The following is a 26,084-nucleotide window of genomic DNA, read 5'->3' on the forward strand; positions in this document are numbered from 1 at the left end:
TGAGGTAACTCTTGTACTAAAGTTACGCATAACTAACTGTTTTCAAACCCACAAAATAAGCAGTTCCCGTACCAATATCGCCATCAGATTGAAGAGAAAGCCAGTTTCCCTCCAATCTCCGGAATGATTAAAAGTTTAAATCTCTTTGAATAGTATCCTAAAAAATGCAATTTGGCCATTTAAAACGTAACAGAATGATTAGAAAAGTTACCAGTGGACCTATAAGAGATAAAGAGCGAACTAAACTGAAACTCCTGGCGGCCGTAGGCAGCATTTTAAAAAAAGACGGGTTTACCGGTTTAAATGTGAGCAATGTGGCAAAAAAAGCCAATGTCCACCGAAAACTGATCTATGATTATTTTGGAGGGATGGAAAATCTGGTAAAGGAATATTTGAACAGTAAGGATTATTTTAAAGTCAGCCTGAGCCAGATCGATGAAATTATGGAGGCAAGTAAGGCAGATTTCGGCAGAGAAATGGCGTATACGCTTTTGGAGAATCAGTTTGATGCCCTTATGGAGAACGAAGAAATGCGTAGAATAATTAACTGGGGGCTAAGTGAAAATCTCAAACCGCTGGTAGAACTAAATCAAGAGCGCGAACGGTTAGGAGAAGTATTTTTTACCAGAGTTACAGACGATCATTTTAAAGACAAAGGCAAGAATTTTAGAGCTATAGAAGGCATTTTGGTAGGAGGGATCTATTACATGACCCTCCAGGCAAAGATGAGCGGAGAAACGATGTGCGGCATTGATATCAATACCGCAGAAGGCAAGTTCGAAATGAAGAAAGCCATAAAGCAGATTATAGAATGGGCATACTCATAGAAGGAAAACTTTTACTGAGGTTAATCGTAATATTCAATCTGATGAATATGTTTCATAAGCGAACACGATTAACTTAATTCTGCCAGAGAAAAGCAGATTATATGTGTATTTACTCAGTTGAACCGCCCAAGCCTTTATGATAAATTTGCCTACTGAGTTTTTATAGAACTGTCAGTAAAATAAATTGAAAAATTACCCTGCAAAAATAAGTATCGCTGCGCTGGACAAGGAGATTGAAATCAAGTCATACGCTCAGTTTTCATCGGTTACCCAAAACGACGAATTAATCGTGTTTGCTCAAAAAGCGAATTTTTCATGGCCAGTGATGATCATGGGAGGGCTTTCCGTTATATTCTATTTCGTTGACAGCAGCATGCTGGCCTTGTTTTCGTTCAACATGTTCCTGCTGTTGCTGATCTTTATCTGGAATTATAAGTACAATTTCCTGAAAAAACCATTGTTACGAATCAGCAAAGCCGGAATTACCTACAGAAATTCCTGTTTCGCCTGGGAAAACATACAGGAATTGGTTTGTGCAGAAGAGTTCGATGAAGACCGAAGGTTGTTCAATTCCATCTATATTAAAATGAGCTACAACAATTCTCTGAAAAAAATAGACATCAGCGGACTGTCTAAATCTACTGAAGAAATTATTCATTACATCAATTCATTCCAGCAGAAACCAGCATCAACCGGAATCAAAGAACTGGATTTCTATCACTAGGCCGGGCCTCAGAATTCTCATCTCTTTCCAGGGAATAAACCCTAATTTAGCCGCTCAAAAGGAACAATCTGGAATGAGAAAGCGGGAAATAGTTTATTTTATAGTCTTGCTGTTAATTTTGCCCGCGATTAGCCGGGCCAGCAGCTATTGGATGCATGTAAAAGGAAACGGAAAGGTCAATTAACCGGTGCTGATCAGCATATATTATGGTAACATTACGGAAGATGGGCAGCGAAAGCCTCAAACCGGAGAAGAACTGGGCCTTACCGGGGATTTCAGAATTTCGGTAGTTGACGGAGAGGGGAACCGGATTCCGGTAGGCAACGATGAAGGGGCTATATATTATCAGGGAAGATTGGGAAGATCCGCGGGCGGGAAATTATAAAGGTGTTTCCTATGTCGCCGTCCGACACCGTTGTAATTATTTCCTTCTGATCGAATAACCTCGTTGAAATAAGCTGTGCGCAACAGGTAATGTACTTAATTAGATTAATTATAAATAATACTTCTATATTTGTCGCTGTATTTTTTACAACAACTCATATTTAGATTATAGATGAAATCTTTACGTATTATTCTGATGACCTTATTTACATTCGGTTATCTCAGTTCTTTTGCCCAGTCTTCGGGAGGGATCTCGGGCAAAATCACACTCTTCGACGGACAAGCCTACGGTTCCGCTTCGGTAACCCTGGTAGGAACAAAGAAAACAACACTTACAGACGAAAAGGGGAAATATTCATTCAGCAGCCTGGAACCTGGAAGCTATACCGTAAGGATTCAGGTCCTTGGTGCGGCACAGAAAGACCTGCAGGTAAACGTACTTGCCGGACAAACAGCAATGGCCGACTACCAGTTGACCAGAGAAAATGTCCTCGCTTTGCAGGAAGTGACGATTGCAGGAACAGTAAACCGTTTTTCAAAGAAAGAAAGCGTTTACATCGCCAGGTTGCCATTGAAAAACCTGGAAAATCCACAGGTGTATTCTTCCATTCCAAAGGAATTAATTCAGGAGCAAATGGCTACAGATCTGGGGAGCATCGCTAAAAATGTTCCCGGAGCAGGCGTTCCGATGATTGCCAATCAGGGTAGGGTGACCTTCCGCTCCAGAGGTTTTGATACCGAGCCCAATGCGCGTAATGGGGTGGCAGGGGCAGCTTTCTCTTCTATAGATCCCGCAAATATCGAGCGGGTGGAAGTGATCAAAGGACCTTCAACCACTTTGTTCGGAACCAATATTGCCAGCAGTTATGGTGGTTTGTACAACCGTGTTACCAAGAAACCTTATAATGGCTTTGGCGGAGAAGTAAGCTATTTTGGTGGAAGCTGGAACTTTAACAGGATCGCAGTAGATGTCAACACACCGGTAAACGCGGATAAAACCGTATTGTTCCGTTTAAATGGCGCAACAAGTTTTGAAAAAAGCTTTCAGGATCAAGGCTTTACCAATAGCGTAAGTGTGGCACCAAGCTTCTCTTACCAGGTAACAGATCGGTTGTCCTTACTGTTTGATGTAGAATTTGGTCAGGCGAAAGGAACTTCAGTAGTTCGTTTTAATCCTTTCGTGAGCCCGACAGTCGTGTCTGAAAAATCAATTGTAGACTTACAGTTTCCTTATAAGAAGACTTTTATAGGAAACGATTTGCCTTATCAGACCCAAATGCTGAACATCTTTGCGCAGGCAAACTATAAGATGTCCGAAAGCTGGACTTCACAGACCATCATTTCCCGTGCCCGTTCTTCAATAAACGGCTATATCACGGCATTAAGAGGAACGGCAGAAACCAAAATCAGTCCTCAGATCATTACCGGAAGTACCGCATTTATTGCCACTAACTTACAGCAGAACTTTATCGGTGATTTCAAAATCGCGAAATTACGCAACCGCCTGGTGGTAGGTTTGGATTATTATAACAACTCCAATGATTTTGACCGGGTAACGGTGAACTATCCGGCGGTAGACTTTGTGAATACCCCTGCAACTTATCGTCTGAGCCGCTTTAAAGTGGATTCACTAACAAGTAAAGGTGCGCTGAGGAGAGAAAGCAATGGAGACAATGCCTATTCTGCCTATGCTTCGGATGTGATCAACATTACCGATCGTTTTCTGGCGATGCTGAGCTTACGTGTAAACCACTTCCGGAATCAAGGTGTTTACGACATTACTAAAGGAGAAACTTCAGGTGGTTTGAGCACTGCCGGATTACAAACCGGTCCTTACAAACAAACTTCCTTATCACAGAAATTCGGATTGGTTTATGAACTTTCCAAAGACCATGTTTCCTTATTTGGTAACTATATGAGTGGATTTTTCAATAAAAGCGGTGTCACTGCCGACGGTAGTGCTGTTAAACCGGAACAAGCCAATCAGCTGGAACTTGGGGTTAAAGGAGATGTATTCAACCACAAACTGGTAGGAACGATCAGCTATTACGACATCAAGGTGAAAGATGTGTTGCGCAATGATCCTAATGATCCGACAAATGCTTATCAGATTCAGGACGGAACACAATTGAGCAGAGGAGTAGAGGTAGAATTAACCGCCAATCCTTTTGAAGGTGTTAACCTGGTAGCAGGATATGCCTACAACGACAGCAAGATGACCAAAGCAAATGCAAATATCAATGGTTTACGTCCGGGTTTATCGGGACCGGCACATTCCTTAAACTTCTGGATGAGTTACCGCGTTCCTTATGGCCAGTTACAAGGTCTGGGACTGGGTTTTGGTGGTAATTATGGCAGTTCATCTTACCATACCAATACCAATACGACAAAAATTACGATTCCTGCTTATACCATGCTGGATGCAAGCATTTTCTACGATCAGCCAAAATACCGTGTAGGTTTTAAGGTAGATAACCTGACGAGCGAAAAAGCATGGTCGGTAAGACTAACCCCTCAGGCACCAGCCAGATTTATCGGTTCGGTTACCTTGAAATTTTAATATAAAATTAACTCCTTATGTCGATGATAATCAATTGATTTGATGTGAGGGGCTATAGTTATTCTGGATGAAGTTTTTCGGGACGATGGATTTGCAGTCTTGAAGTCGCAGAATGCGACTTCAAGTTGAAGGGAGAGAAAAAGCTTCCAAATGCATTTACAGAAGATGGCGGCAATTACAGAAGATATTCTGTAGATTTGTATATCGGTACTTGATAGCCACAAATTAAATAAATATGGAAACCTATATCGTACATCCAGATAAATTACAAGAAAAAGCGCTAAGAGCTTTTCTTAAAGCCTTAGGGGTTCCTTTTGAAAAGAAAAAGGCAGATAAATCGTTTCCTGCTCATGTATTGACTAGTATTGAAAAAGGTCAGTTAGACATTAAATCTGGACGTAGTATTACATTAGACGAATTTAAGAAAAAAATCTCATAGCGTTGTGAGCCTACCAGTTATCCTATCAGAAACTGCAGTTGAAAGCTTTGAAGCAATTTGCGAACAGATTTTGCGGAGATTAGGACCTGCGTCAGTCAAAGGTTTTAAGAGAAATACAGTCAAAACACTAGATCTTATTAGTTCTTCTCCTCTGGCATATAAGGCAACTTCTTATGATGCTAACATCAAGATGTGCGTTAATTAAAAAAATGTCTTCTGTATTTTATGAAATTAAGTCCGATAGAATTGAAATACTTTTCTTCTGGGACAATCGTCAGGAACCAATGTCCTTTTAATAATTTAATATTCCTTTCTTGTAAATACACCGTCTATTTCCAATATTATTTGCATAAATTTCCGGCGAGGTAATTAACCATAAGTAAATATGAAGCAAATAATGACCACTATTCTCGTTGTTCTTTCAATTTCAATAGGGAAAGCGGAATTGGCAGGTAAAAAAGGCGCAGTTAAGATCGATACAACAGCGGTAATTAAAATCGGTGGAATAAATCAATTTATAAAGCTTCAGGGAATAGACGATACAAAGCCATTGTTGTTGTTTCTTCATGGCGGCCCGGGGACTTCACTCATCCCGGTTGCCGATAAATTCACCGATAAACTTAAAGAGAACTTTGTGGTGGTTCAATGGGATCAAAGAGAGGTTGGTGAAACTTTAAAATTAAACCATTCCACAGAAAAGCTTTCTCTCGGCTTATTGCAAAAAGATACTTATGAAGTGGTGAAATACCTGTTGCAAAGGTTTAAACGCAAAAAGCTGTTCCTGGTTTCTCATTCTTTTGGTTCCATGTTAGGTTTTGACATTGCAGAAAAACATCCTGAATTGCTGTATGCTTTCATTCCGATCAGTGCGATCGTAGATCAAAAGAAAAATGCGACATTAACGATGGAGATGTTGGTGAAATGGGCAGGTGAAACAAAGAATGAAACCGCTATAAAAGAGCTGACCATGGTAAATCTACCTTTTGAAAAGGAAGACGACTTATTCTATTCTCAAAAATGGCTGTTTGTACATAATGGTGTTGATTTTGCAAAGGAAGATGGATTTAAAGCAAAATATCATGAATGGCTGGCCGTCTGGTTTCCGATGTGGAAGAATTCAGTAACCAGTAATCTCTTCAAAACCCTGCCTGCTTTAAAATGTCCGGTTTACTTTATTGAAGGAATCGGCGACCAGCAAAAGTCTCATTACATTGTGGAGGATTATTATAAGTTTCTAAAAGCGCCAAAGAAAGAACTGTTTTGGTTTGAAAAATCCGGACATACGGTTTTCAATAGTGAACCGGAAAAGCTGCAACAGGTAATTATTGAAAAAATATTGCCGGCAGCGCTAAAATAACTAATAAGCCCTCAACACTAACACAAAACACTAGTAATGAGGGCTTTATCAGACAACATCGTTCGATGTGTCATTTATTCTTTTCTTATTTCGTCGCTTTTTTAGGCGCTTTAGCTTTAGCAACTGGTGCTACTTCTTGTGCAGCAAGAACAATAGCTTTCTTTTGTGCTTCTTTCTTTTGTTTTCTAGGTACTCTCATAATTTTGATTGATTTAAAATATTCGTTTGTTGTCAAAGGTTGTCATTATATCATTGATATTTTTTTTTATTTCCTGCGCTGATCCCATTCCGGGCCTGGATCTTTTGCCAGGCAATGCAATGAACCTGATTAGAACTGCAATAAAAGGCCCTAATCGGTCAATTGGCACTAAAGCTATCGCCTAAGCTAACATCAGTTGTTTTCTCATTAATAATTATAATTGAAACAAAAAACAGAAAAACTGGTTTAATATTATGTACTAATGATTAAACAAAATGGGGGATAGTATTAATCAATTATGGAGTTAAGTTTTGAAAAACAACTGCAGAACTATAAACGTAGAATTTCCAATATACTGGAGAGTTTTACCGACGCTTTTTTTGAGCTGGATTCAAATTGGGTGGTCACTTACTGGAATAAAGAGGCAGAGCGTCTTCTGCTAAGATCCAGAGAGGACATGATAGGCAAAAATATCTGGGAGGTTTATGAGGAAGCAATTCCGTTAAAATTTTATACAGAATACCACCGTGCGGTAATAGAAAATGTCGCAGTGCGGTTTCAGGAATATTTTGAACCCCTTAAAATGTGGATAGAGGTAGCTGCCTTTCCTTCGGGTGAAGGTTTGTCCGTCTATTTTAAAGACATCACCGCACATAAACTCGCTACAGAACAATTGCAAAAAGAAAAACAAAGATACCTCGACCTGTTTAATTTGAGTCCGCTACCGCAATGGGTGTATGATTTTGAAACTTTAGCATTTTTGGATGTTAATGAAGCCGCAATAAATCATTATGGATATACCAGGGCCGAATTTTTACAGATGACCATTAATGACATCCGTCCGGCAGAAGACCTGGACAGATTGCGCATGATCCTCAGCAATAAGATCAACCTGGGAGACAGCAACCGTGTTGCCGTACGACATTGCAAAAAGAACGGAGAATTGATTTATGTAACCGTAGAGGGCAATTCCCTCAGGTTTGAAGATAGAGAGGCCCGTTTGGTTTTGGTAATCGATCATACCGAACAGATCAAAGTAGAGCAGGCACTCGTTGCCAGCGAACAGAGATTTAAAGCCCTGGTACAGGATGGCTCTGACTTAATTGCGATTATTGATACGGCAGGGAAGTATAAATATGTGAGTCCTACTTCTTTGCGGATATTGGGCATCAAAGCCACAGACCTGATCGGGAAAAATGTATTTGATATGATGCACCCCGAGGATAAAAAAGCAACCCTCAAAGATTTTCAACACCTGAAATATCAAAAACAACTTCAGCTGCTTCCGTTCAGGTTTAAAAATGCCGAGGGCGAATACCGATGGATCGAAACCATCATCACCAATATGATCGACGATCCGGCGATTGAAGGGATGATCTGTAATTCCAGAGACATCACCGAACGGATCGAAAGCAAGATCAAAATGGAAGAAAGCATCAGCAGGTATAATATCGTTTCCAAGGCCACAAGTGATGTCATTTGGGATTGGAATATGCTAACCGGAAAAACTGTTTGGAATAAAGGAATTCAGGGCATTTTCGGATACGCTAAAAATACGTTTTCACGCGACTGGTGGAGTATAAAGATCCATCCCGACGACCTTGAGCAAGTTTTAACAGCGTTTGAACTGGTCATCAGGCATAAAAAAAACAGGTTACAGATTGAATATCGTTTCCGTTGCAAAGATGGCAGCTATAAATCGGTCCTGGACCGTTCCTTTGTCTTATTTGACGAGAACGGAGAACCGGTCAGAATGATCGGATCTATGCAGGACATTACAGAAAGAGACAGACATTTGCACGCCATTGAGTCTCAAAATGCCCGCCTGAAAGAGATCGCATGGATTCAGTCGCATGAAATCCGTGCTCCATTAGCAAGAATCATGGGTTTGATAGACTTATTGGATGATTTTCCGGTAAATAATGACAGGGAAGATTGCGTAAAACACCTAAAAACATCAGCTCAGGAGCTGGATCTTGCCATTAGAAGCATCATGCAAAACATCGTTTAGCCTATTCATTTTATTCATTATGCGGGAAAGCCTCCTGTCGATATACAGGTAAATACTGTTGTATATATATTTGGTCATGAGAAGTTTTATGATGAAAAATCGCATACGGCTCTATCGAAAAGAAAAAGGGTTCACGCAATTGCGATTTGCAAAAATACTTCAATTAACACCATATAAATTCCGTAGCTTGGAAAATGGAAAAGTATTGCCCTCCCAGGAATTGGCCATAAAGATTGCGCAATTACTGGAGGTTTCCATCGACGAAGCTTTCTTCATTGAAGAAAACAGACGCTGATAAGAGAATAAGTTAATGCTCAAAATCTATGAATGTCAAGTCTTTAGTAGCTCTTCTTGGTGTTAGTTTGATCGTAAATCCCGCAACAGTTGAGCTAAGGGCACAAGTGAATCCCCAGGTGCTGACCAACGGAAGCCAGACCACAAATGTAATTACTGCAGTTCCCTTTTTATTGATTGTCCCTGATGCGCGGACAGGTGGAATGGGGGATGCAGGGGTAGCCAGCCTGCCTGATGTAAATTCAATGGCCATTAACCCTTCGAAACTGGCGTTTTTAGAAAACCAATACGGAATTGCCGGTTCCTACAGTCCCTGGTTAAATAGCCTGAAAGCAGACATTAACCTGGCCTATCTGAGCGGATATTACAAGGTCAGCGACCGGAATACACTGGGCACCTCTTTAAGGTATTTTTCTATTGGTAAAGTACAGCTGTTTGACAACAACCAGCAGGACCTGGGATTTTACAGCCCGAATGAATTTGCCTTTGATTTTACTTTCTCCAGAAAGTTTGGCGAGAGCTTTTCTTTAGGAACGGCAATGAGGTATATCCGTTCCAATCTCTCATCGGGGAATTTCTCTTCCAGTCAGAATAGTAAAGCAGGAAATGCACTTGCCGTGGATGCTTCCGCTTATCTCCGCAAACCAACTCACTTCTTCGGCAAAGATGCCTTGCTCGCCTTTGGCCTTAACATTTCCAATATCGGAACCAAAATGAGCTATAATGATAACGTAGAAAAGTTCTTTCTGCCCAGCAATCTTAAATTAGGGGCAGCTTCTACTTTTATACTTGATGACCTGAACGAGTTTACAGTGGCCCTGGATCTGAATAAACTCCTGGTGCCCACACAACCGATATACGACAGCAACGGAAAGATTGTAAAAGGTAAAGACCCTAATGTATCTGTTCCGGCCGGAATCTTCGGCTCTTTTTCGGATGCACCGGGAGGCATAGGAGAGGAATTTAGGGAAATGAGCATCGCTACAGGATTTGAATACACCTATAATAAACAACTGGCATTGCGTTGCGGCTATTTTTACGAACATCCTGATAAGGGTGACCGCCGTTACTTTACCCTCGGAGGAGGATTTAACTACCAGTCGATGAGGATAGATCTGGCCTATATGATCGCAGAAACAAAGAATAGTCCGCTGTCAAATACCCTAAGATTCAGCCTGATGTTTAGTCCGGGGCAGATGTTGAAAAATAGTGATGAAAAATAACAAATGTGACTATAAGTCCCAGTTGAGGAAAAATTCATATTAATTACTGCAAATGCAATATTTGGGATATTTATTTTCAATGAATAACATTTAACGATGAATGAATGAAATCTTAGTTTTTTAATTTTATTATAGCAAAAATTTAAGAATTTTAAGGATATTGAATCCTAATATTTAACGTATATTAGGGTATACAAGAAATAACATCAGAGTGCTCCGCTGAACCCAATTGAAAACGACTCTTTCCCCGCTCTGAACAATTATGATGAATCAAACCCGGCATATGACGGAGCTTGATGATTAAATAGTAACAGTTCACCAAATATATAGCATCATGAAAAAGTTAATTATCTCTGCGGGCATCTGTTTCTCAGCCCTTTTTATCGCATCTTCTGCTTTCGCTCAGGCTTCTGCAACAGCAAATGCTTCTGCAACAATCGTTACGCCGATTAGTATTTCCAAAACTGCGGATATGGATTTCGGTAATGTAGCAACCAATGGTACAGTGGGTACAGTGGTATTGACACCGGCAGGAACGAGATCATTTACCGGAGGTGTGACACTGCCTGCAACAACGGGTACAGTTACTGCAGCTTCCTTTACCGTATCTGGTTCGGGATCGTATACCTATGCCATCACTTTGCCTAGTTCTGTGACCATTACCAGCGGTACCGACAACATGATCGTGAACACTTTTACCAGTACACCAAGTACTACCGGTGCACTGACAGCAGGTTCACAAGTGATTAAAGTAGGAGCGACCCTGAATTTAGTAGCATCACAGGCAGAAGGATCCTATACTTCGGCAACTCCTTTTACGGTTACAGTGAATTATAATTAAGATCGGGCGTACCTATGATTAGAAAAGCCGGAACTCGTTTATTAATAGCCGTTGCCATTTTTTTAACAGGACAATTTTGGGGCCTGCCGGAAGTTAAAGCTCAGGGAAACCTGATCATTATGCCGAGAAGGGTGACTTTTGAGGGGACAAAAAGAACACAGGAACTTAATGTGGCGAATACCGGAAAGGATACCGCCAAATACCTGATCTCTGTTCTTCAGTACAGAATGCTGGAAAATGGAAATTTTGAAGAGATCCAGACGCCAGACTCAGGACAATACTTTGCAGATAAGAATTTTAGGTTTTTCCCCCGAAGTGTGGTTCTGGCACCCAACGAATCTCAAACAGTAAAGGTACAGGTGATCAATACTTCTGAATTGAAATCGGGGGAATACCGCTCACATTTATACTTCAGAGCGGTAGCGAAAGAAAAACCAGAGGATAAAACTGCGGTGAAGTTTGCAAAAACGATGACCGTACATCTGGTGCCTACTTTTGGGATTGCCATTCCGGTAATCATCAGGGTAGGTGCTGCAAAAACGACGGTAACCATCAATAAAACTGAATTTGATGCAGGAGCTGACGGCATTCCAAAGGTAAACCTCGGTTTTACACGTTCAGGAAATGTATCGGTATATGGCGACCTCCTGGTCAACTATATCTCTGATCAGGGAAAGTCCACGCAGGTAGGCATAGCGAAAGGATTTGCCATTTACACCCCCAATTTAACCCGCCTTTTTACGCTCAATCTGATTCAAAATACCGCTATAAATTATAATAAAGGAAAACTACAGGTACTTTATACCACCTCTTCTGACAAAAAACCGGTGATCATTACAGAGTCAACCATCAGCCTGCAATAAAAGGCCCTGGTAAAACCGATTCTCTACATCTGCCCTAAGCGCTCAGAAAATGAAAAAGAATATACTTTATAAGGGAGTAATCGCCTGTGTTGTGCTCATTTTCCTCAGTTTTCAGGCAGGTGCTCAATCCGTAACCAATTATACTTTTGCAGGCACGAATGGCACATTTACCGCCTTAACGAGCCCGAATGCGACCACCTGGACGGGTTCTACTGACGATGGTGTATCGGCCTTGATTCCAATAGGTTTCGACTTCTGGTATATGGGTGTCAGGTATACCAATGTATCTGCAAGTACAAACGGATGGGTAGCCATGGGCAGCGTTCCCACAGATTTTGTATATACGAACAGCTTGTCTACCGGGGGTTCTCCCAGACCTGTCATCGCGCCCTTATGGGACGATCTGGACATCGTTTCAACCGCAAACGTAACCTATAAAACTTCCGGAACAGCGGGTTCCAGAATCTTTACCCTGCAATACCTGAATGTAAAATGGAACTACCTTGCCCTGGGTGCGGTCTGTTCCTTTCAGGTGAACTTTTATGAGAGCAGTGGTAAAGTGGAATATGTCTACCGCTCGGATGCCCTGGCGGCATTGAGTCCCACCGCATCGATAGGGCTCACCGCAACAACAACAGGTTCGGGAAATTACCTCTCGGTAAATAATCCCGGAACTAGCGTGAGTTCTACGGCCGAAGCAAGCGTGACGACAAAAAGAATCACGGGAAGAACCTACACTTTTACGCCTCCCATTCCTATAGCACCGGGTAGCCTGAGCTTTACAGCAATAGGAAACCTGACGATGACACTGAACTGGACGGACCTTTCCAGCAATGAACGGGGATTTGTCATTTACCGTTCTACAGATGGAACAAATTATTCTTTTGTAACTCAGGTTGCCGCCGGAGCCACAAGCTCGGTACAATCGGGATTAACTACAGGAACAACTTATTACTGGCGGGTTTACGCCATCACAGAAGGAGGGCTCAGTACCGCATTGAGTGGAACGCAGGCTACGAGCTGTAACGGACCAGTCATCTCGCAGTTCCCTTCGGGACTAACTTCCTATTATAAGTTTGAAGGCAATGCGAATGATGCGGCAGGCAGCAATAGCGGCACCTTTCAGGGTGGAACTCCGGTGCAAACCACAGACCGTTACGGAATTACCAATAAAGCCTATACCTTAAACGGAACAACGAATTACATCTCTACAACTACAGCTTACACCAATCCCAACACCTTTAGTATCTCCATCTGGTTTAAAACGAATACCAGCATCGGTGGTGTCCTGGGTGGTTTCTCCTCTTTACAAACCGGGACAGGGGGCAACAGAGATCGGGTAATTTACATGACAGGCACAGGAGTGCTGTATTTCGGACTGGCTCCGGGATCGGTAAAAAAATATGTGAATACGACTGCCGCCTATAATGATGGCAACTGGCATATGGCCACAGCGACCCTGGGCGCAGGGGGAATGAGGTTATATGTAGATGGCAGTCTGGCGGCAAATGATCCGACAGTGACAACGGGAGAAAGTTATACCGGCTACTGGAGAATCGGGCATGATGACATCAGCACCTGGCCCTCAGAACCTTCGAGCGACTTTTTCCAGGGAACTCTCGATGATGCAGTATTGTATCAGAGAGAATTAAGCGCGTCAGAGATCGGAGTCTTGTACAATTCGGCAGATGGTGCGGGCAGCAATGCGCCGGTATGTGCCGGATCCTCCCTGAACCTGACCGCAACTACGGTTTCCGGAGCAACTTATGCCTGGACAGGGCCAAATGGTTTTACTTCTGCCTTACAAAATCCAGTGATCACTTACTCAGCAGCTTTTGCCGGAACTTATACGGTGCAGGTAACAATCCCGGGTTGTGCAGTGCCTTCCGTTGCCTATGTACGGGTCTTGTCTACGGGAACCTCCGGACAATGGACAGGAAATATCAGCACCGACTGGGCAAATGCGGCAAACTGGTGTGATGGTGTGCTGCCAACTTCCACAACAGATGTCGTCATCACTTCGGGAGCAACGAGAATGCCCAACATCAGCACGAGTGTGAGCAGCAGAAGCCTGACGATCAACAGCGGGGCTACACTGACACTCACGGGAACGGGGACTTTAAACGTAGCCGGAACGCTGACGAATAACGGCACTTTTACCAATACCGGAACGGTTAACTTTAACGGAACGGGCGGACAGCAGACTTTCGCCGGCATCAGCTCATTCTTTAACCTGACCGCCAGCAACAGCACAGGACTGCTTTTGCCTGCGGCAACCACGGTCAGCAACAACCTGACCATCGCTGCGGGAATCTTAAATGCCAATAATTTCAACCTTACGGTGACCGGAAACTGGATCAACAATGTGAACAGTACCGCATTTACCGGGGGAACCGGAACGGTGACCTTCAACGGCAGTACCGCGCAAAGCATCGCCGGAACGGCATCAACTACCTTTAATAACCTCACAATCCTCAATACAGGAAGCACCGTGACCTTAGGAATCAACCAGATCATCAGCGGAAACCTGTCGGTCAGCACCGGGACACTGGATCTGGATGCTTTTACCGCGAACCGTGCCACAGCTGGCGGAATCCTTACGGTAGCAAACAATGCGATACTAAAAGTTGGCGGGACAAATACCTATCCAACAAATTACAGTACAAACACCCTGGTCCTGGCAAGTACGGTAGAATATTCCGGAACGAGCCAGACGGTATCGAATCAAAGTTATGGAAACCTCAGACTGAGCAGCTCTTCCGGAGCGGCGGTGAAAACATTTCCCGCTACGGCGATGACGGTACTTGGAAACCTGATTAGTGTACAAGGCGCAGGTACTTCTGTGACCTATACTGCAGCGGCTGCTGTAACGGTAACCGGAAATGTATCTATAGGAGCGGGGACCACTTTTAACGGAGCAAGTTTTAGTCACAATGTAGGCGGAAACTGGGCAAATGCCGGAACCTTTAACGGAAATACAGGAACGGTGGTCTTTACAGGGGCAGGGACCACCGTAAGCGGTGCAGGTACGCAGAATTTCAATAACCTGACGATCGCGGCTTCCATGGTGGCCTTCTCTGCCGAAGGACTGAGCTTAACGGGAAATTTAGCCACTACCGGGGCCGGGTCTTTTACCCAGGCTTCGGGAGGGACTTTAACGATGAGCGGAACCGGAACCACCATCAGCGGAACGGATATTTCACCGGACAACCTGAACATTACAGGTACGGTTACGACAGCTTCATCTATCATTCTTACAGGAAATCTTAGCATCAGCGGCACTTTTACCGCAAGCGCCGGGACCATCACCATGAGCGGAACTACAAAAAGCATTTCCGGAGCAGGTGGTAAAAACCTCTACATGTTATCGGTTACCGGAACGGTCAGCACAGCGGTCAGTTTCAGTATTGCCTCCGGACTTACCGTGTATGGAAGTCTGACGGGAACCGCAGGAACAGCCACTTTTACCGGAACTTCCACGCTGAGCGGTACGGCAAATCTTTTTAATACCACGATCAACGGAACTTCATTGCAATTGTCGGCAAATGCGGTTCTGGGCGTAGCAGGGGCATTGACCCTTACCGCAGGAACATTAAATGTCAGCTCCACACCGAATACCGTGAATTTCAACGGAAGCGGGGCTCAAAGCATCAATGCGCTCACTTATAGCAATTTAACTTTTTCTACCGGGGGAACTAAAACAGCTGCCGGCGGGGTCACTGTAAATAACGACATCACCATTGGCACCGGGACGACCTTTGTTTCGGGAAACTTTACGCATTCGGTTTATAACAACTGGAACAACAACGGCACGTTCACGGCCGGAACAGGTACCGTTCAGTTTCTGGGGGTGCAGAATTCCAATATCAGCGGGGCAACAACTTTTAACATCCTTACGGTGAACAATTCGGCGGCCACAGTAGCGGTGACCTTATTGAGCAATGTCTCTGTGGCAACCGTGAACATGACGCTCGGAACGCTCCTCACCGGAACAAATACCCTAACGATTACCACTACCCGTACAGGTAACGGCATTATCCTGGGAACCATTACCAGAAACCATGCGTTTGCGGCATTGACGGCCTATGCTTTTGAAGGCCCCAACAACCTGATCACTTTTACCCTTCCCGTTGCAATAAACAGTGTAACGGTATCTGTGGCTACAGGTCCCATCAGCGATTTCCCTTTCGGTGGCTCCATCAGCCGGGTCTACAACATCACTGTGCCTTCAGGTACGTATGTAGGGGCTACGCTAAGGCTTCATTATGAAGATGCAGAACTGAATGGCAATGCGGAGGCAACCATGGCACTGTGGCGCTACAATGGCTCCTCATGGAACTCCAGCGGCAAGACCGGTAACGATGCAACAGCGAACTATGTAGAACAAGCTTTACTGCTCGATATTTCGAACCGCTGGACACTTTCGGCAAGTGCCAATGTGGTGCAGTGGAACGGCAGTGTAAGCAGCGACTGGAATACGGTGGCAAACTGGACGGTAACCCAGGGTTCTGCATCCAGGCCTCCGGCGGCCACAGATGTGGTCAACCTGGGAACAGTAACCTTTACCAATCAGCCGGTGATCAATACTGCCGTTACCGTAAGAAACATCAATTTTGGAAGTGTAAAAGCAGTAGCACTTTCGCTCGTATCGGGAGGTTCGCTCAGCTCTACCGCTGTAAAAGGAACCTGGTCTGCAAATGCCACACATAGCATAGATGCGGGAAATCAGACGGTATCGATAGGGGGCGATCTGGCACTGAGCGATGGCACCAGCGGACATGCCATTAACCTGAGCATGGGTACGGGAAGCGTAACGATATCCGGATCACTGACCGAAAGCGGAGGGGCAAACATTACTTTTAACGGTGCCGGAAACCTGAGTATCGGCGGTGATTTTAATTACAGCTCCGGAACTTTTACCGCAGGAACGGGTACGGTTACCTATTCCGGTGCGGCCAACCAGGTACTCGGGGTTGTAAATTACAACCACCTCACGATCAATAAAAGCGCGGCCAACATTGCCGTGGGAAGTGCATTGTCCGTAAATGGAAACCTGACAGTGACCGCCGGAGAACTGGACAACAATGCGGTGATGACCATCGCCGGGAATGTCAGCATTGCAGCTTCTGCTACGCTTCAAAACAACAGCACCTTAATGGTGGGCGGAAACTGGACAAATGCAGGCACCTATAATTCCAGCGCTTCCGGAACGAGTGTGGTCTTTAACGGAACAGGAACCCAGTCGATTTCTGCCAGTACTTTCAATAATCTGGAAATCAATAAGCCAGTGGGTTCCCTGGCTGTCCTCACCGGAGATGTGACTTTAAAGGGAAACCTGACAGGAACTTCGGGAACGCTGGACATCAAGTCCTTTTTCTTTAACAGGGATGTGGCAGGTGGAACGGCAACGATTGCCAATGCCGGAACATTGATTATCGGAGCAGACAATGCACCCAATAAGTTTGCAAATTATGTGCTGGGTACCAGCAGTACGGTCATTTTCAATGGCCTGAGCACTCAGCATTTGCTGCTGCCGGGACTGGTCTATGGAAACATTACTTTCAGCAATGCCGGACTTAAATCATTGCTGACCCCAATTTCGATAAAAGGCACTTTACAGATAGATAACGGGGCAACACTGGACGGAGGATCAAATACCATTAGCCTAAATGGGAACTGGCTCAATAACGGCACATTTACGCCTTCCACAAGTACGGTGCTTTTTACCGGAACAACCAAAAATATTACCGGAAATACCACCTTCAATAAGGCCACCGTTCCGGGCAGTTATACGATATTAAATGATGTGACCTTTAACGGCTTGCTGAACATTACCAGTACAGGCTCATTGAGTGGAGGATCGACCATCAATACCACGATGAACAGTGACCTGATCAACAGCGGCACCTTATTCACCCTGGGTACCACGACCTTTACCGGAAATGTGGTGCAGACGGTGAACCTGATCAATGCAGTGCAAACGGTGGCGATGACAGTGAACTTTAACGGAACCGTTTCCCCGGTCCTGAATTCTACCTCCACACCACAGTTCGGGATTTTAAACATCAACAATACAGGAGGGGTATTCCCCAGTGTAGACTGGACCGTGCAACTTGGCTTTACCGTGGGCACGGGTGCCTTATTTGGTGGCGGAAGCTCCACACATAATTTTCAGGGATCAGTAACGAATAACGGAACCATTTCCAGTTCGGGAACGCTGAATTTTATTCCTCCAGCCACTGCAACGCTCAACCTGGGAACCAATTTCTCCAGCACCGGAACCGTTGTGTTTGGTGGAGCGGGAGCAGTGACCATGGCCGGAACTCCGGGCAGCATGAAAGATGTATTGATTTCCAATACCAATGCCGCCGGAATCAGCCCTTCTTCCAACTGGACGCTGACCAATAACCTGAGCATCGGCACGGGAGCCATCCTCAATGCTGGTACCAGAACCTATCTGATTGCCGGAAACATCATTAACAACGGCACGATAAACGCAGGAACATCTATTTTTAGCCTTAACGGTTCGGCGGTTCAGGACATTTATTCTCCTTCAGCATTTTATAAACTGACACTCAACAATAGCGGGGGAACAGTGAGCATCTCTTCAAACGTGACAGTAAATGATGCCCTGACCTTTACACTTGGAAAAATACAAACAGGTTCTTTTGTGGTCATTCAGCCTGCTTCCGGATCGGTTAGCGGAGCGGCACAACTGACCGGATGGGTTAACGGGAATTTCCGGAAAAACATAGCGACCGGTAATACCAGCAGGGTCTTTGAGATTGGAAATGCATCGAGTTACCTTCCGGTTTCTTTGAGCTTTACAGGCGTAAGTGTCGCCGGAGACCTGACCGTATCGACCATTACCGGGGATCATCCGAGTATCGGCAATTCCAGGATCAACGCATCAAAAAGTGTAAACCGGTACTGGACGATGAGCAACAGCGGAATCGCTTTTACTACGGTGAATGTCACACTGAATTACCTGGCGGCTGATGTAGATGCAGGTGCAAATACCAATGCTTTTGTATTGGGTGGATACGCTGGCGGTGCCTGGGTATATCCAATGGTGGGCTCGGTTACATCCACAAGTCTGACCGCTTCCGGTTTAACCGCATTTGGAGATTTTCAAATTGGAGAGCTGACCATTTCCATCAAAACATGGGATGGCGGAGCAGGAACTGCCAACTGGGGCGATGCCGCAAACTGGAATACTGACGGGGTGCCGGTGGCAACGGACAATGTGCAGCTCACCGGACCTTATACCATCAACATCAATGTTGCCGCAGTAACCAAAGACCTGATCCTGAGTGATCCGGGGCTTTTGCTGACCACCAATGCCGGAAACTCGTTGTCGGTATCGGGAAATATGACACTCGCGGCAGGAACCTTCAATACGGCAGCTTCATTTCCAACAGTCACCGGACTGATCGACCTTTCGGGCGGAACGGTTGGATTTACCGGATCTTCTTCTCAGACCATTCCAGCCTACAATTATTATAACCTGAGCAGCAGCGGCACCGGGGCCAGGGTTTTGGCCTCAACCGGAACCATCGGCATTTCTAATACTTTTAGTCCCGGAACAAATGCCTATACGGTTACAGGTAGTACGGTTAACTATAATGGTTCGGGGGCACAAAATGTGGCGGCTTCTGTTTACAACCAGCTAACGTTAAGTACAGGAGGCCTGAAATCCTTTTCTTCCGGTGTAACGGGCATTGCGGGAGCCATAACGATAAGTCCGCCAGCCACAGCAGATGCAGTAGCAAATGCCGGAACCATCAGCTATAACGGGACTTCGGCCCAGACAGTGCTGTCCATGAACTATTACAATCTGGATGGCGCAAATGCGGCAGGGCTAACCTTGCTGGATGCGAATCTGAGCAATAACCTGACGGTAAGCAGTGGCACAATGAGCATGGGAAACAGTGCTACCGTACAGAAAATTACCGTAAATGGAAACCTGTCTGTTGCCAGTGGCGCAACCTTTGGCGTTTCCGCTTCTTCGGATGCCACACACTTATTAACGATAGGGGGCAATGTAGTTAACAGCGGAACCTTTAACCTCCGCCAGGATGCGAACAGCCTATGTAATGTGATTTTCAGTAAAAATGGAAACCAGACGATTTCAGGAGCAGGAGCGGTGACTTCCTTCAACAACATTACCACCAATATGGGATCCGTAAACACCAATTCGCTGGAAGTAACTGCGGCAGGTTTTTCTGCACCTAATGGTTTTCTGACTTTAAATAACGGTTCATTTAACCTGAACAACTCCGGATTAACCATCAGTCCGTTTTTAGCCGATATTACTGATGTTCCTTACCTGGTTCCTGCCAGCTCCGGCTTGTGGGTAAATGCAGGAACGATTAATTCTGCCAATATGAACTGGACCATTGCCGGACAGGTTAAGGTAACAGGAGGCACAATGAACATCGGAACTACAGCCGGAAACAATGCACTGGCACTGGACCAGGCAAGGATTACGGTAAATGGTGGAAACCTCAACATTGCCGCTGCCATTGGAAATCCGGCAGCCGCATGGCAATATGAGATGCAGGGAGGACAAACCACGCTGAATACCGCAGGAAGTACAACTGCCGGGCTTGCGCCTTTCCAGATGGATGCCGCAGGCGCTGCCTTCAGTATGTCGGCCGGGACGCTGGTGATCCAGAATTCCGGAGGTACGGCTGGTCAGAATCTGGGCTATACCAACCTCAGTACAGGAGGAACAGGTTTTACCGGCGGCACCTTACAAATGGGCAATGGATCTACTGCCGCGGCCACAACAATGAACATCAATGCACTGAATCCGATCTATAATCTGACGGTAGGAAGCAGCAATACCACTGTGCCATTGCAATCTGCGTTAACGGTAAGCAATAACGTAACGGTAACTGCCGGAACGCTGGACATCAATACAAGAACTCTAAAAATAGGTGGGAACATCAGCAACAGCGGAAGTTTTATCGTGAGCAATGGAATGATTGAGATGAACGGCTCAGCGCTGCAAAGTATTCCTGCGGCGGCTTTTACCGGAAACCTGATTAAAAACCTAAAGATCAACAATGCTGCGGGCGTGAATCTGGGCGGGCCATTAAGCCTGAGCGATATTTTACTCGTGAGCAATGGGCAGTTTGCCTCTGCAGGCAACCTGACACTACTGTCTTCTGCTACTCAAACGGCTTTGATCGATGGAAGCGGGACAGGCACGGTATCCGGAAATGTAACAATGCAACGTTACCTGATTGCCGGTTTTGGTTATAAATATTTTAGTCCGCCTGTACAGAATGCAACGGTGAATAGCTTTGCTTCGACAGTAGACCTCAATGCGACATTCCCGAATTTCTACAATTATATTGAGGATAAAGTAAGCAGCGGATTTACATCCTATACCAATCCTTCAAGTCCTTTGGTTCCTTTACAAGGCTATGCCGCCGATTTTGGTTCTTCTATGGCCCCAAAAACAGTGAGCATAAGCGGTCCGGTAAATAACGGAACCATGTCTGCTACTTTGTACAACCATAATCAGCTGTACACCAAAGGTTTTAACCTTGTCGGAAATCCTTATCCATCACCCATCAACTGGGATGCTGCTTCGGGTTTAACGAAGACAAACATCGACAATGCAGTCTACTTCTTTAATTCAGGTACAGTGAGTCAATATACTGGTGCTTACAGCACTTATATTAACGGCGTATCCAGTGATGGGATTGCAGGACCGGTCATTGCCTCGATGCAGGGATTCTTTGTCCATGTTTCTGATGGCAGCTATCCGGTAACCGGAACGCTGGCCATGAACAACAATGTCAGGGTAAATGACTTGTCGCCGGTTTTCCATAAATCTATGGCCGCCCGTATGGACGCACAAAATTCCGTTCCAAGGATGTTGCTAAGATTGAGTGCCGGTTTTGCTGACCACAGCAATTCTTCCGATCCGCTGGTATTGTATTCAAACCAGGGCGCAGGACGCAACTTCGACAAAGCCCGCGATGCCATCAAACTGATGAACATCGACGAGCTCTTGCCAAATGTATATTCCATCGGTGCCGATGCTTCCAAACTGGTCGTGAAAGCGCTGGAAGGTGTGGACACCAGCACAGTAATCCCTCTGGGCATAGAAACCCATAGAGATGGAAATGTAGTGTTTAACCTGCGGAACCTGGAGAACTGGCCTGCGGGGCTAAATCTTTACCTGAGGGATGCAGTAACCGGAACTAACCAGAACCTGCAGCAGAATCCGGTATATACGGTAAGCCTGAAGAAAGGTGTGCTGGAGAACCGCTTCTCTTTACGCACCATGGCCGCTAAAGATGTAATTGACGGCAGTGGAGATGTCTATACCGTTTTCGGTTCCAACGGCGGTTTATTTCTGAGGATCAAACTCATGGACGAACAATCGGGTTATTTACTGATCAGTAATGTTTTAGGACAGGTCATCTCACGTAAAAAAATAGAAGGAAACGGGGTGTACCCGCTGGAACAGCTGACACCAAATATCGTCTACCTCGTTAGCTTTATTACCACTAAAAAGACACATACCACTAAAGTGCAAATCACCGGAAAATGAGGAAGATAAGAATAACCATATACAGTATCGTTTTACCAGGCTTGTTGCTGGCCGCTGTATCTTCAAAGGCACAGCGCAAGTTTGCAGCACTGGGTCCGGAAAATCCTCCGAGACCAGTGGTGATCTATGTAAATCCGGCACAGGGCCTGCAGTTTGGCGCCTTTTACCAGGGAGGTACGGGCGGATCGGTGATCATTTATCCCAACGGATCGAGGTCGACAACGGGAAGTGTGATTCAGACCAATCAGGGCGTCTCTTTTTCACCTGCAATTTTTGAGGTAGATGCAGAGCCCGGTACACTCGTGACGATTGTTAATGGTCCGGATGTGACGCTGAATGGAAGCAACGGTGGGAGCATCACCCTGCACATCGGAAGTTCCGATCCCGGGAGCCCTTTCATCGCCACCCAGACTTCGCCGGGAAGAACACAAATCAGAATCGGAGGGACGCTGACCCTGACCAATCCCCTGGCCAATCCACCCGGAAATTATAGCGGTACTTTTTCTGTGACTTTTATTCAACCCTGATTTATGTATGGAGCCGACCTCAATATATGTAAAGAAAGAACAAAGCAGTTCCTGAAGCTCAGTGCTTTGGTATTCGGCTTTTTTGCTTTTACGGCCGGTCATGCTGTTGCTCAGTTGAGTCAGGATCAGGAAGAAATTTCTGTTTTTCTGAATGTACAGCGTGTAGGTGCTGCGGAAATCCCGGCAGTGATTCAGGAGGATAAAGTCTGGCTGCCGGTAGTGGAGCTTTTTAATTTTCTGAAGATTCGGTATGAGCTTTCTAAAAGCAGGGATTCCATCTCCGGAACATTCATCAGCCCTGATTCCAAATACCTGATCGACCGAAAGAATCAGGTCATCCTATATGGAGAACAACATTATGATTTAAAACCCGGAGAACTAATCAAAACCAGCAGCGGACTTTATCTGCAATCGGATCTTTTTGCTAAGCTATTCGGTTTAAACTGTGTATTCAGCTTTAGAAACCTCTCGGTAGTGCTAAGTACCGACCTGGAATTACCCGTACTTCGAGAAATGCGGCAGGAACAGATGCGGAATAACCTGAACAGGCTGAGCGGCATATTTAAAGCAGATACCGTGATCGGCAGAAATTATCCGTTGTTTTACTTTGGTACAGCAGACTATTCGGCACTGACTTCGGCGGGAAATAAGGGCACACCTCAGGATGCCAGGGTAAGCCTGGGTTTGGGCGGAATGGTGGCCGGAGGGGAAACGAATGTGGTGCTGAATTACCATAACAATCAGGGCTTCTCCGGTCGCCAGCAATATTACCTCTGGCGGTATGTGGACAACGACATGCGTTATGCCAAACAGTTTTTGGCGGGTAAGATTCAGGGGCAGTCGATCTCCTCCATTTACTCACCGGTGATCGGGGTCCAGGTTACCAATGCGCCGACCACCTATAGGCGTTCTTTCGGTACGTATACTTTAAATAACAAGACAGAACCCAACTGGATGGTAGAGCTTTATGTAAATGGTGTACTCATCAATTATGTCAAGGCGGATGCTTCCGGATTCTTCACCTTTAATGTGCCCCTGGTGTATGGCAATACCGTGATCAAGCTACGTTATTATGGCCCTTACGGGGAAGAACGTACTACGGAACAGAACATCAGCATTCCCTTTAATTTTTTGCCGGAGAAGGAGTTTGAATATACGGCGAGTTCCGGAATCCTGGAAGAAGCAGGACATGCAAAGTTTGCCCGTCTGAGCACCAATTACGGCCTGAGTCGCAGCATCACGGTTGGAGGTGGAATTGAATACCTTTCCTCGGTTACTTCGGGTTCTAAGATCCCTTTTGTCAATACCTCGGTTCGTTTACTGTCCAATCTGTTGTTTTCTGCAGAGTACGACCATGATGTGCGTTCCAGAGCGATCTTGAGCTATAACCTGCCTTCTGGCCTGCAGATTGAACTGAACAATAGCTGGTATAAGAAAGGGCAGACAGCCATTAACAATACTTTTGTCGAAGACCGGAAGCTGGCGCTTTCTTTTCCGATCCGCGGAAGGCATTTTTCGGCCTATACCCAGCTCAGTTTACAGCAGATCCTGCTCGAGAATACCAGGTATACACTGGCCAACTGGATGCTCTCTGCCGCGGTTGGCAGCATCAATGCCAGTGCAGCTACCTATTCTGTATTTCTTAAAGGAGCAGATGCTTATGTGTATACCAATTATTCCCTTGCGTTAAGGGCCTTCAGGAACCTGCTGATCACTCAACAGCTGCAATATGAATATACGGGCAACAAAGTGATTGGTGTAAAAACAGAGCTGGAAAAGCGGGTTTTCAGAAGTGGTTACCTGAACCTTTCCTATGAAAAGAATTTTGCCAGTGACATCACCAATATTGAACTCGGTTTGAGGTATGATTTCTCTTTTGCACAAACCCGGGTATCTGTGCGGAAAAGCAACGACCTGATCCGCTCTTTACAAGGCATCAGCGGAAGCCTGATTCATGACGGGAAATCAGGATTCACCAATTTTAACAATTATACAAGCGTAGGTAAGGGCGCTGTGCTGCTGATTCCTTATCTGGATATGAACGGGAACGGCAGGCGCGATAAAGATGAACCTAAAGCGGAAGGCCTGAAAGTGAGGATCAATGGCGGCCGGATCAAACAATCGGTAAAAGACACGACCATTCAGATTACCGATCTGGAAGCCTATACCAATTACAACATTGAGCTGGATGGCTCTGGTTTTGACAGGCTGGCCTGGAAATTCCCTAAAGCCAATTATACGGTAGTGATTGACCCGAACTATGTAAAGAATGTAGAAGTTCCCATCTCCGTGTTTGGAGAAGCCTCTGGAAGGGTGACCCTGAAAGATGGGGCAGAGGAAACAGGGCAGGGGAATGTGATTCTAAACTTTTACAACGAGCATGCTAAAAAAGTAGGACAAACGGTTTCTGAGGCCGATGGCTATTTCTCTTATCTCGGCTTGCTTCCGGGTAAGTATAAAGTGGAAATGGATCCCGCGCAATTGCGACTGATGGACCTGAAGGGAGAAACTCCGGCAATTCCGTTTGTGATTGTGAGGACTATAGACGGTGATCTGGTGAACAACCTTGACATGCGGACTACTCCGGTTGCACCATCAAAAGCAGACAGTGCTGTTGTGCCTGCAGTTAAAGTAGTGCCGGAGCAACCGGCAAAACCTGTTGAAGAACCGGAGTCTTATCCAATTGGTTCACTGACAGTCCAGGCTGCACATTTTAAATTTCCAATGGCCAGGAATTCACAGCGTATTTTATTAAAATACTATAAAAATGTAGTCATTGTTCCTACCAAATGGGTTTATTACGACATTCAGATCAGGGGTGTCAGAGATCTGGAAGAAGCGAACGAGATCATCAAAAAGATCAAATTGATCGGCTTCCCCGATGCTTATGTCCTGAAACCGGCTATTCCGGCCAAACCATCTCCCCGCGTTGCCCCGGTTCCGGCACCCCCTGTGGTTGTTCCTGCTCCTGTTCCTCCTGTAGAACCGGTTGGGCCGCCTTCACCTGGCTCGATTACCATTCAGGCCGCGCATTTTAAACTTCCAATGGCTAAGGTTTGTCAGGCTATTTTATCCAGGTATTATCAGAATGTGGTTATTGTTCCTACCAAATGGGTCTACTACAACATCCAGATCAGGAATGTTAAAGACAGGAAGGAAGCGAAAGCCATCATTAAGCGGATCCGGCCACTGGGCTTCCCTAAAGCTTATGTGTTAAAATCTGTTTCGCCAGAATAAGCCGAATTGCTATATTTGAGATTGA

At 45.2% G+C, this 26,084-nt stretch carries 15 protein-coding genes; 14 read left to right on the forward strand and 1 reads right to left on the reverse strand.

The window, feature by feature from the left end:
- The first annotated feature begins 194 nt into the window (after nucleotides 1–194).
- The 6 genes from DBR43_RS27430 (at nucleotide 195) to DBR43_RS27455 (ending at nucleotide 6,291) form a co-directional block, all read left to right on the forward strand.
- On the forward strand, nucleotides 195–827 hold the full coding sequence (locus DBR43_RS27430) for a TetR/AcrR family transcriptional regulator (protein ID WP_124586532.1): 633 nt from the start codon (nucleotides 195–197) through the stop codon (nucleotides 825–827).
- Between the two features lie 184 nt (nucleotides 828–1,011).
- Nucleotides 1,012–1,551, forward strand: a complete 540-nt coding sequence (locus DBR43_RS27435) for a hypothetical protein (RefSeq protein WP_124586533.1) — start codon at nucleotides 1,012–1,014, stop codon at nucleotides 1,549–1,551.
- 187 nt (nucleotides 1,552–1,738) lie between these two features.
- Complete coding sequence (locus DBR43_RS27440; protein ID WP_124586534.1) at nucleotides 1,739–1,936, forward strand: hypothetical protein; 198 nt, start codon at nucleotides 1,739–1,741, stop codon at nucleotides 1,934–1,936.
- Nucleotides 1,937–2,107: 171 nt separating this feature from the next.
- On the forward strand, nucleotides 2,108–4,495 hold the full coding sequence (locus DBR43_RS27445; RefSeq protein ID WP_124586535.1) for a TonB-dependent receptor: 2,388 nt from the start codon (nucleotides 2,108–2,110) through the stop codon (nucleotides 4,493–4,495).
- Between the two features lie 235 nt (nucleotides 4,496–4,730).
- A complete protein-coding gene (locus DBR43_RS27450) occupies nucleotides 4,731–4,934 on the forward strand; it encodes a DUF2683 family protein (protein WP_124586536.1) in 204 nt (67 codons plus the stop codon).
- A 385-nt stretch (nucleotides 4,935–5,319) separates the two neighbouring features.
- On the forward strand, nucleotides 5,320–6,291 hold the full coding sequence (locus DBR43_RS27455; protein WP_124586537.1) for an alpha/beta fold hydrolase: 972 nt from the start codon (nucleotides 5,320–5,322) through the stop codon (nucleotides 6,289–6,291).
- Nucleotides 6,292–6,376: 85 nt separating this feature from the next.
- Here the strand turns inward: DBR43_RS27455 and DBR43_RS33070 are convergent, their stop codons facing one another.
- Nucleotides 6,377–6,526 carry a hypothetical protein gene (locus DBR43_RS33070; protein ID WP_158622612.1) on the reverse strand — a complete coding sequence of 50 codons (150 nt, stop codon included), beginning with the start codon at nucleotides 6,524–6,526 and terminating at the stop codon, nucleotides 6,377–6,379.
- Between the two features lie 262 nt (nucleotides 6,527–6,788).
- Here DBR43_RS33070 and DBR43_RS27460 point away from each other — a divergent pair, with 262 nt between their 5' ends.
- The 8 genes from DBR43_RS27460 to DBR43_RS27495 all read left to right on the forward strand — a co-directional run bounded on the left by DBR43_RS27460 (nucleotide 6,789) and on the right by DBR43_RS27495 (nucleotide 26,059).
- Nucleotides 6,789–8,501, forward strand: coding sequence for a PAS domain S-box protein (locus DBR43_RS27460; protein ID WP_124586538.1), 1,713 nt, complete (start codon nucleotides 6,789–6,791; stop codon nucleotides 8,499–8,501).
- 91 nt (nucleotides 8,502–8,592) lie between these two features.
- Nucleotides 8,593–8,796 (forward strand): helix-turn-helix transcriptional regulator, encoded by a 204-nt coding sequence (locus DBR43_RS27465; protein WP_124587004.1) that lies wholly within the window; start codon nucleotides 8,593–8,595, stop codon nucleotides 8,794–8,796.
- Nucleotides 8,797–8,824: 28 nt separating this feature from the next.
- Nucleotides 8,825–10,018, forward strand: coding sequence for a type IX secretion system outer membrane channel protein PorV (gene porV / locus DBR43_RS27470; protein ID WP_124586539.1), 1,194 nt, complete (start codon nucleotides 8,825–8,827; stop codon nucleotides 10,016–10,018).
- A gap of 334 nt (nucleotides 10,019–10,352) precedes the next feature.
- On the forward strand, nucleotides 10,353–10,859 hold the full coding sequence (locus tag DBR43_RS27475) for a DUF4402 domain-containing protein (RefSeq protein WP_124586540.1): 507 nt from the start codon (nucleotides 10,353–10,355) through the stop codon (nucleotides 10,857–10,859).
- Nucleotides 10,860–10,873: 14 nt separating this feature from the next.
- Entirely contained in the window at nucleotides 10,874–11,722 is an 849-nt protein-coding gene (locus DBR43_RS27480; protein WP_124586541.1) for a fimbria/pilus periplasmic chaperone, read from the forward strand.
- Between the two features lie 49 nt (nucleotides 11,723–11,771).
- Entirely contained in the window at nucleotides 11,772–22,295 is a 10,524-nt protein-coding gene (locus DBR43_RS27485) for a fibronectin type III domain-containing protein (protein WP_124586542.1), read from the forward strand.
- The gene (locus tag DBR43_RS27490) at nucleotides 22,292–22,822 is read left to right on the forward strand and encodes a DUF4402 domain-containing protein (protein ID WP_124586543.1); all 531 of its coding nucleotides are present in this window, start codon (nucleotides 22,292–22,294) and stop codon (nucleotides 22,820–22,822) included. Before DBR43_RS27485 ends, DBR43_RS27490 begins: the two co-directional genes overlap by 4 nt.
- Before the next feature lie 3 nt (nucleotides 22,823–22,825).
- The gene (locus DBR43_RS27495; protein WP_124586544.1) at nucleotides 22,826–26,059 is read left to right on the forward strand and encodes a hypothetical protein; all 3,234 of its coding nucleotides are present in this window, start codon (nucleotides 22,826–22,828) and stop codon (nucleotides 26,057–26,059) included.
- Nucleotides 26,060–26,084: the final 25 nt, after the last annotated feature.

The organism is Pedobacter sp. KBW06 (assembly GCF_003852525.1).
Classification (GTDB): domain Bacteria; phylum Bacteroidota; class Bacteroidia; order Sphingobacteriales; family Sphingobacteriaceae; genus Pedobacter.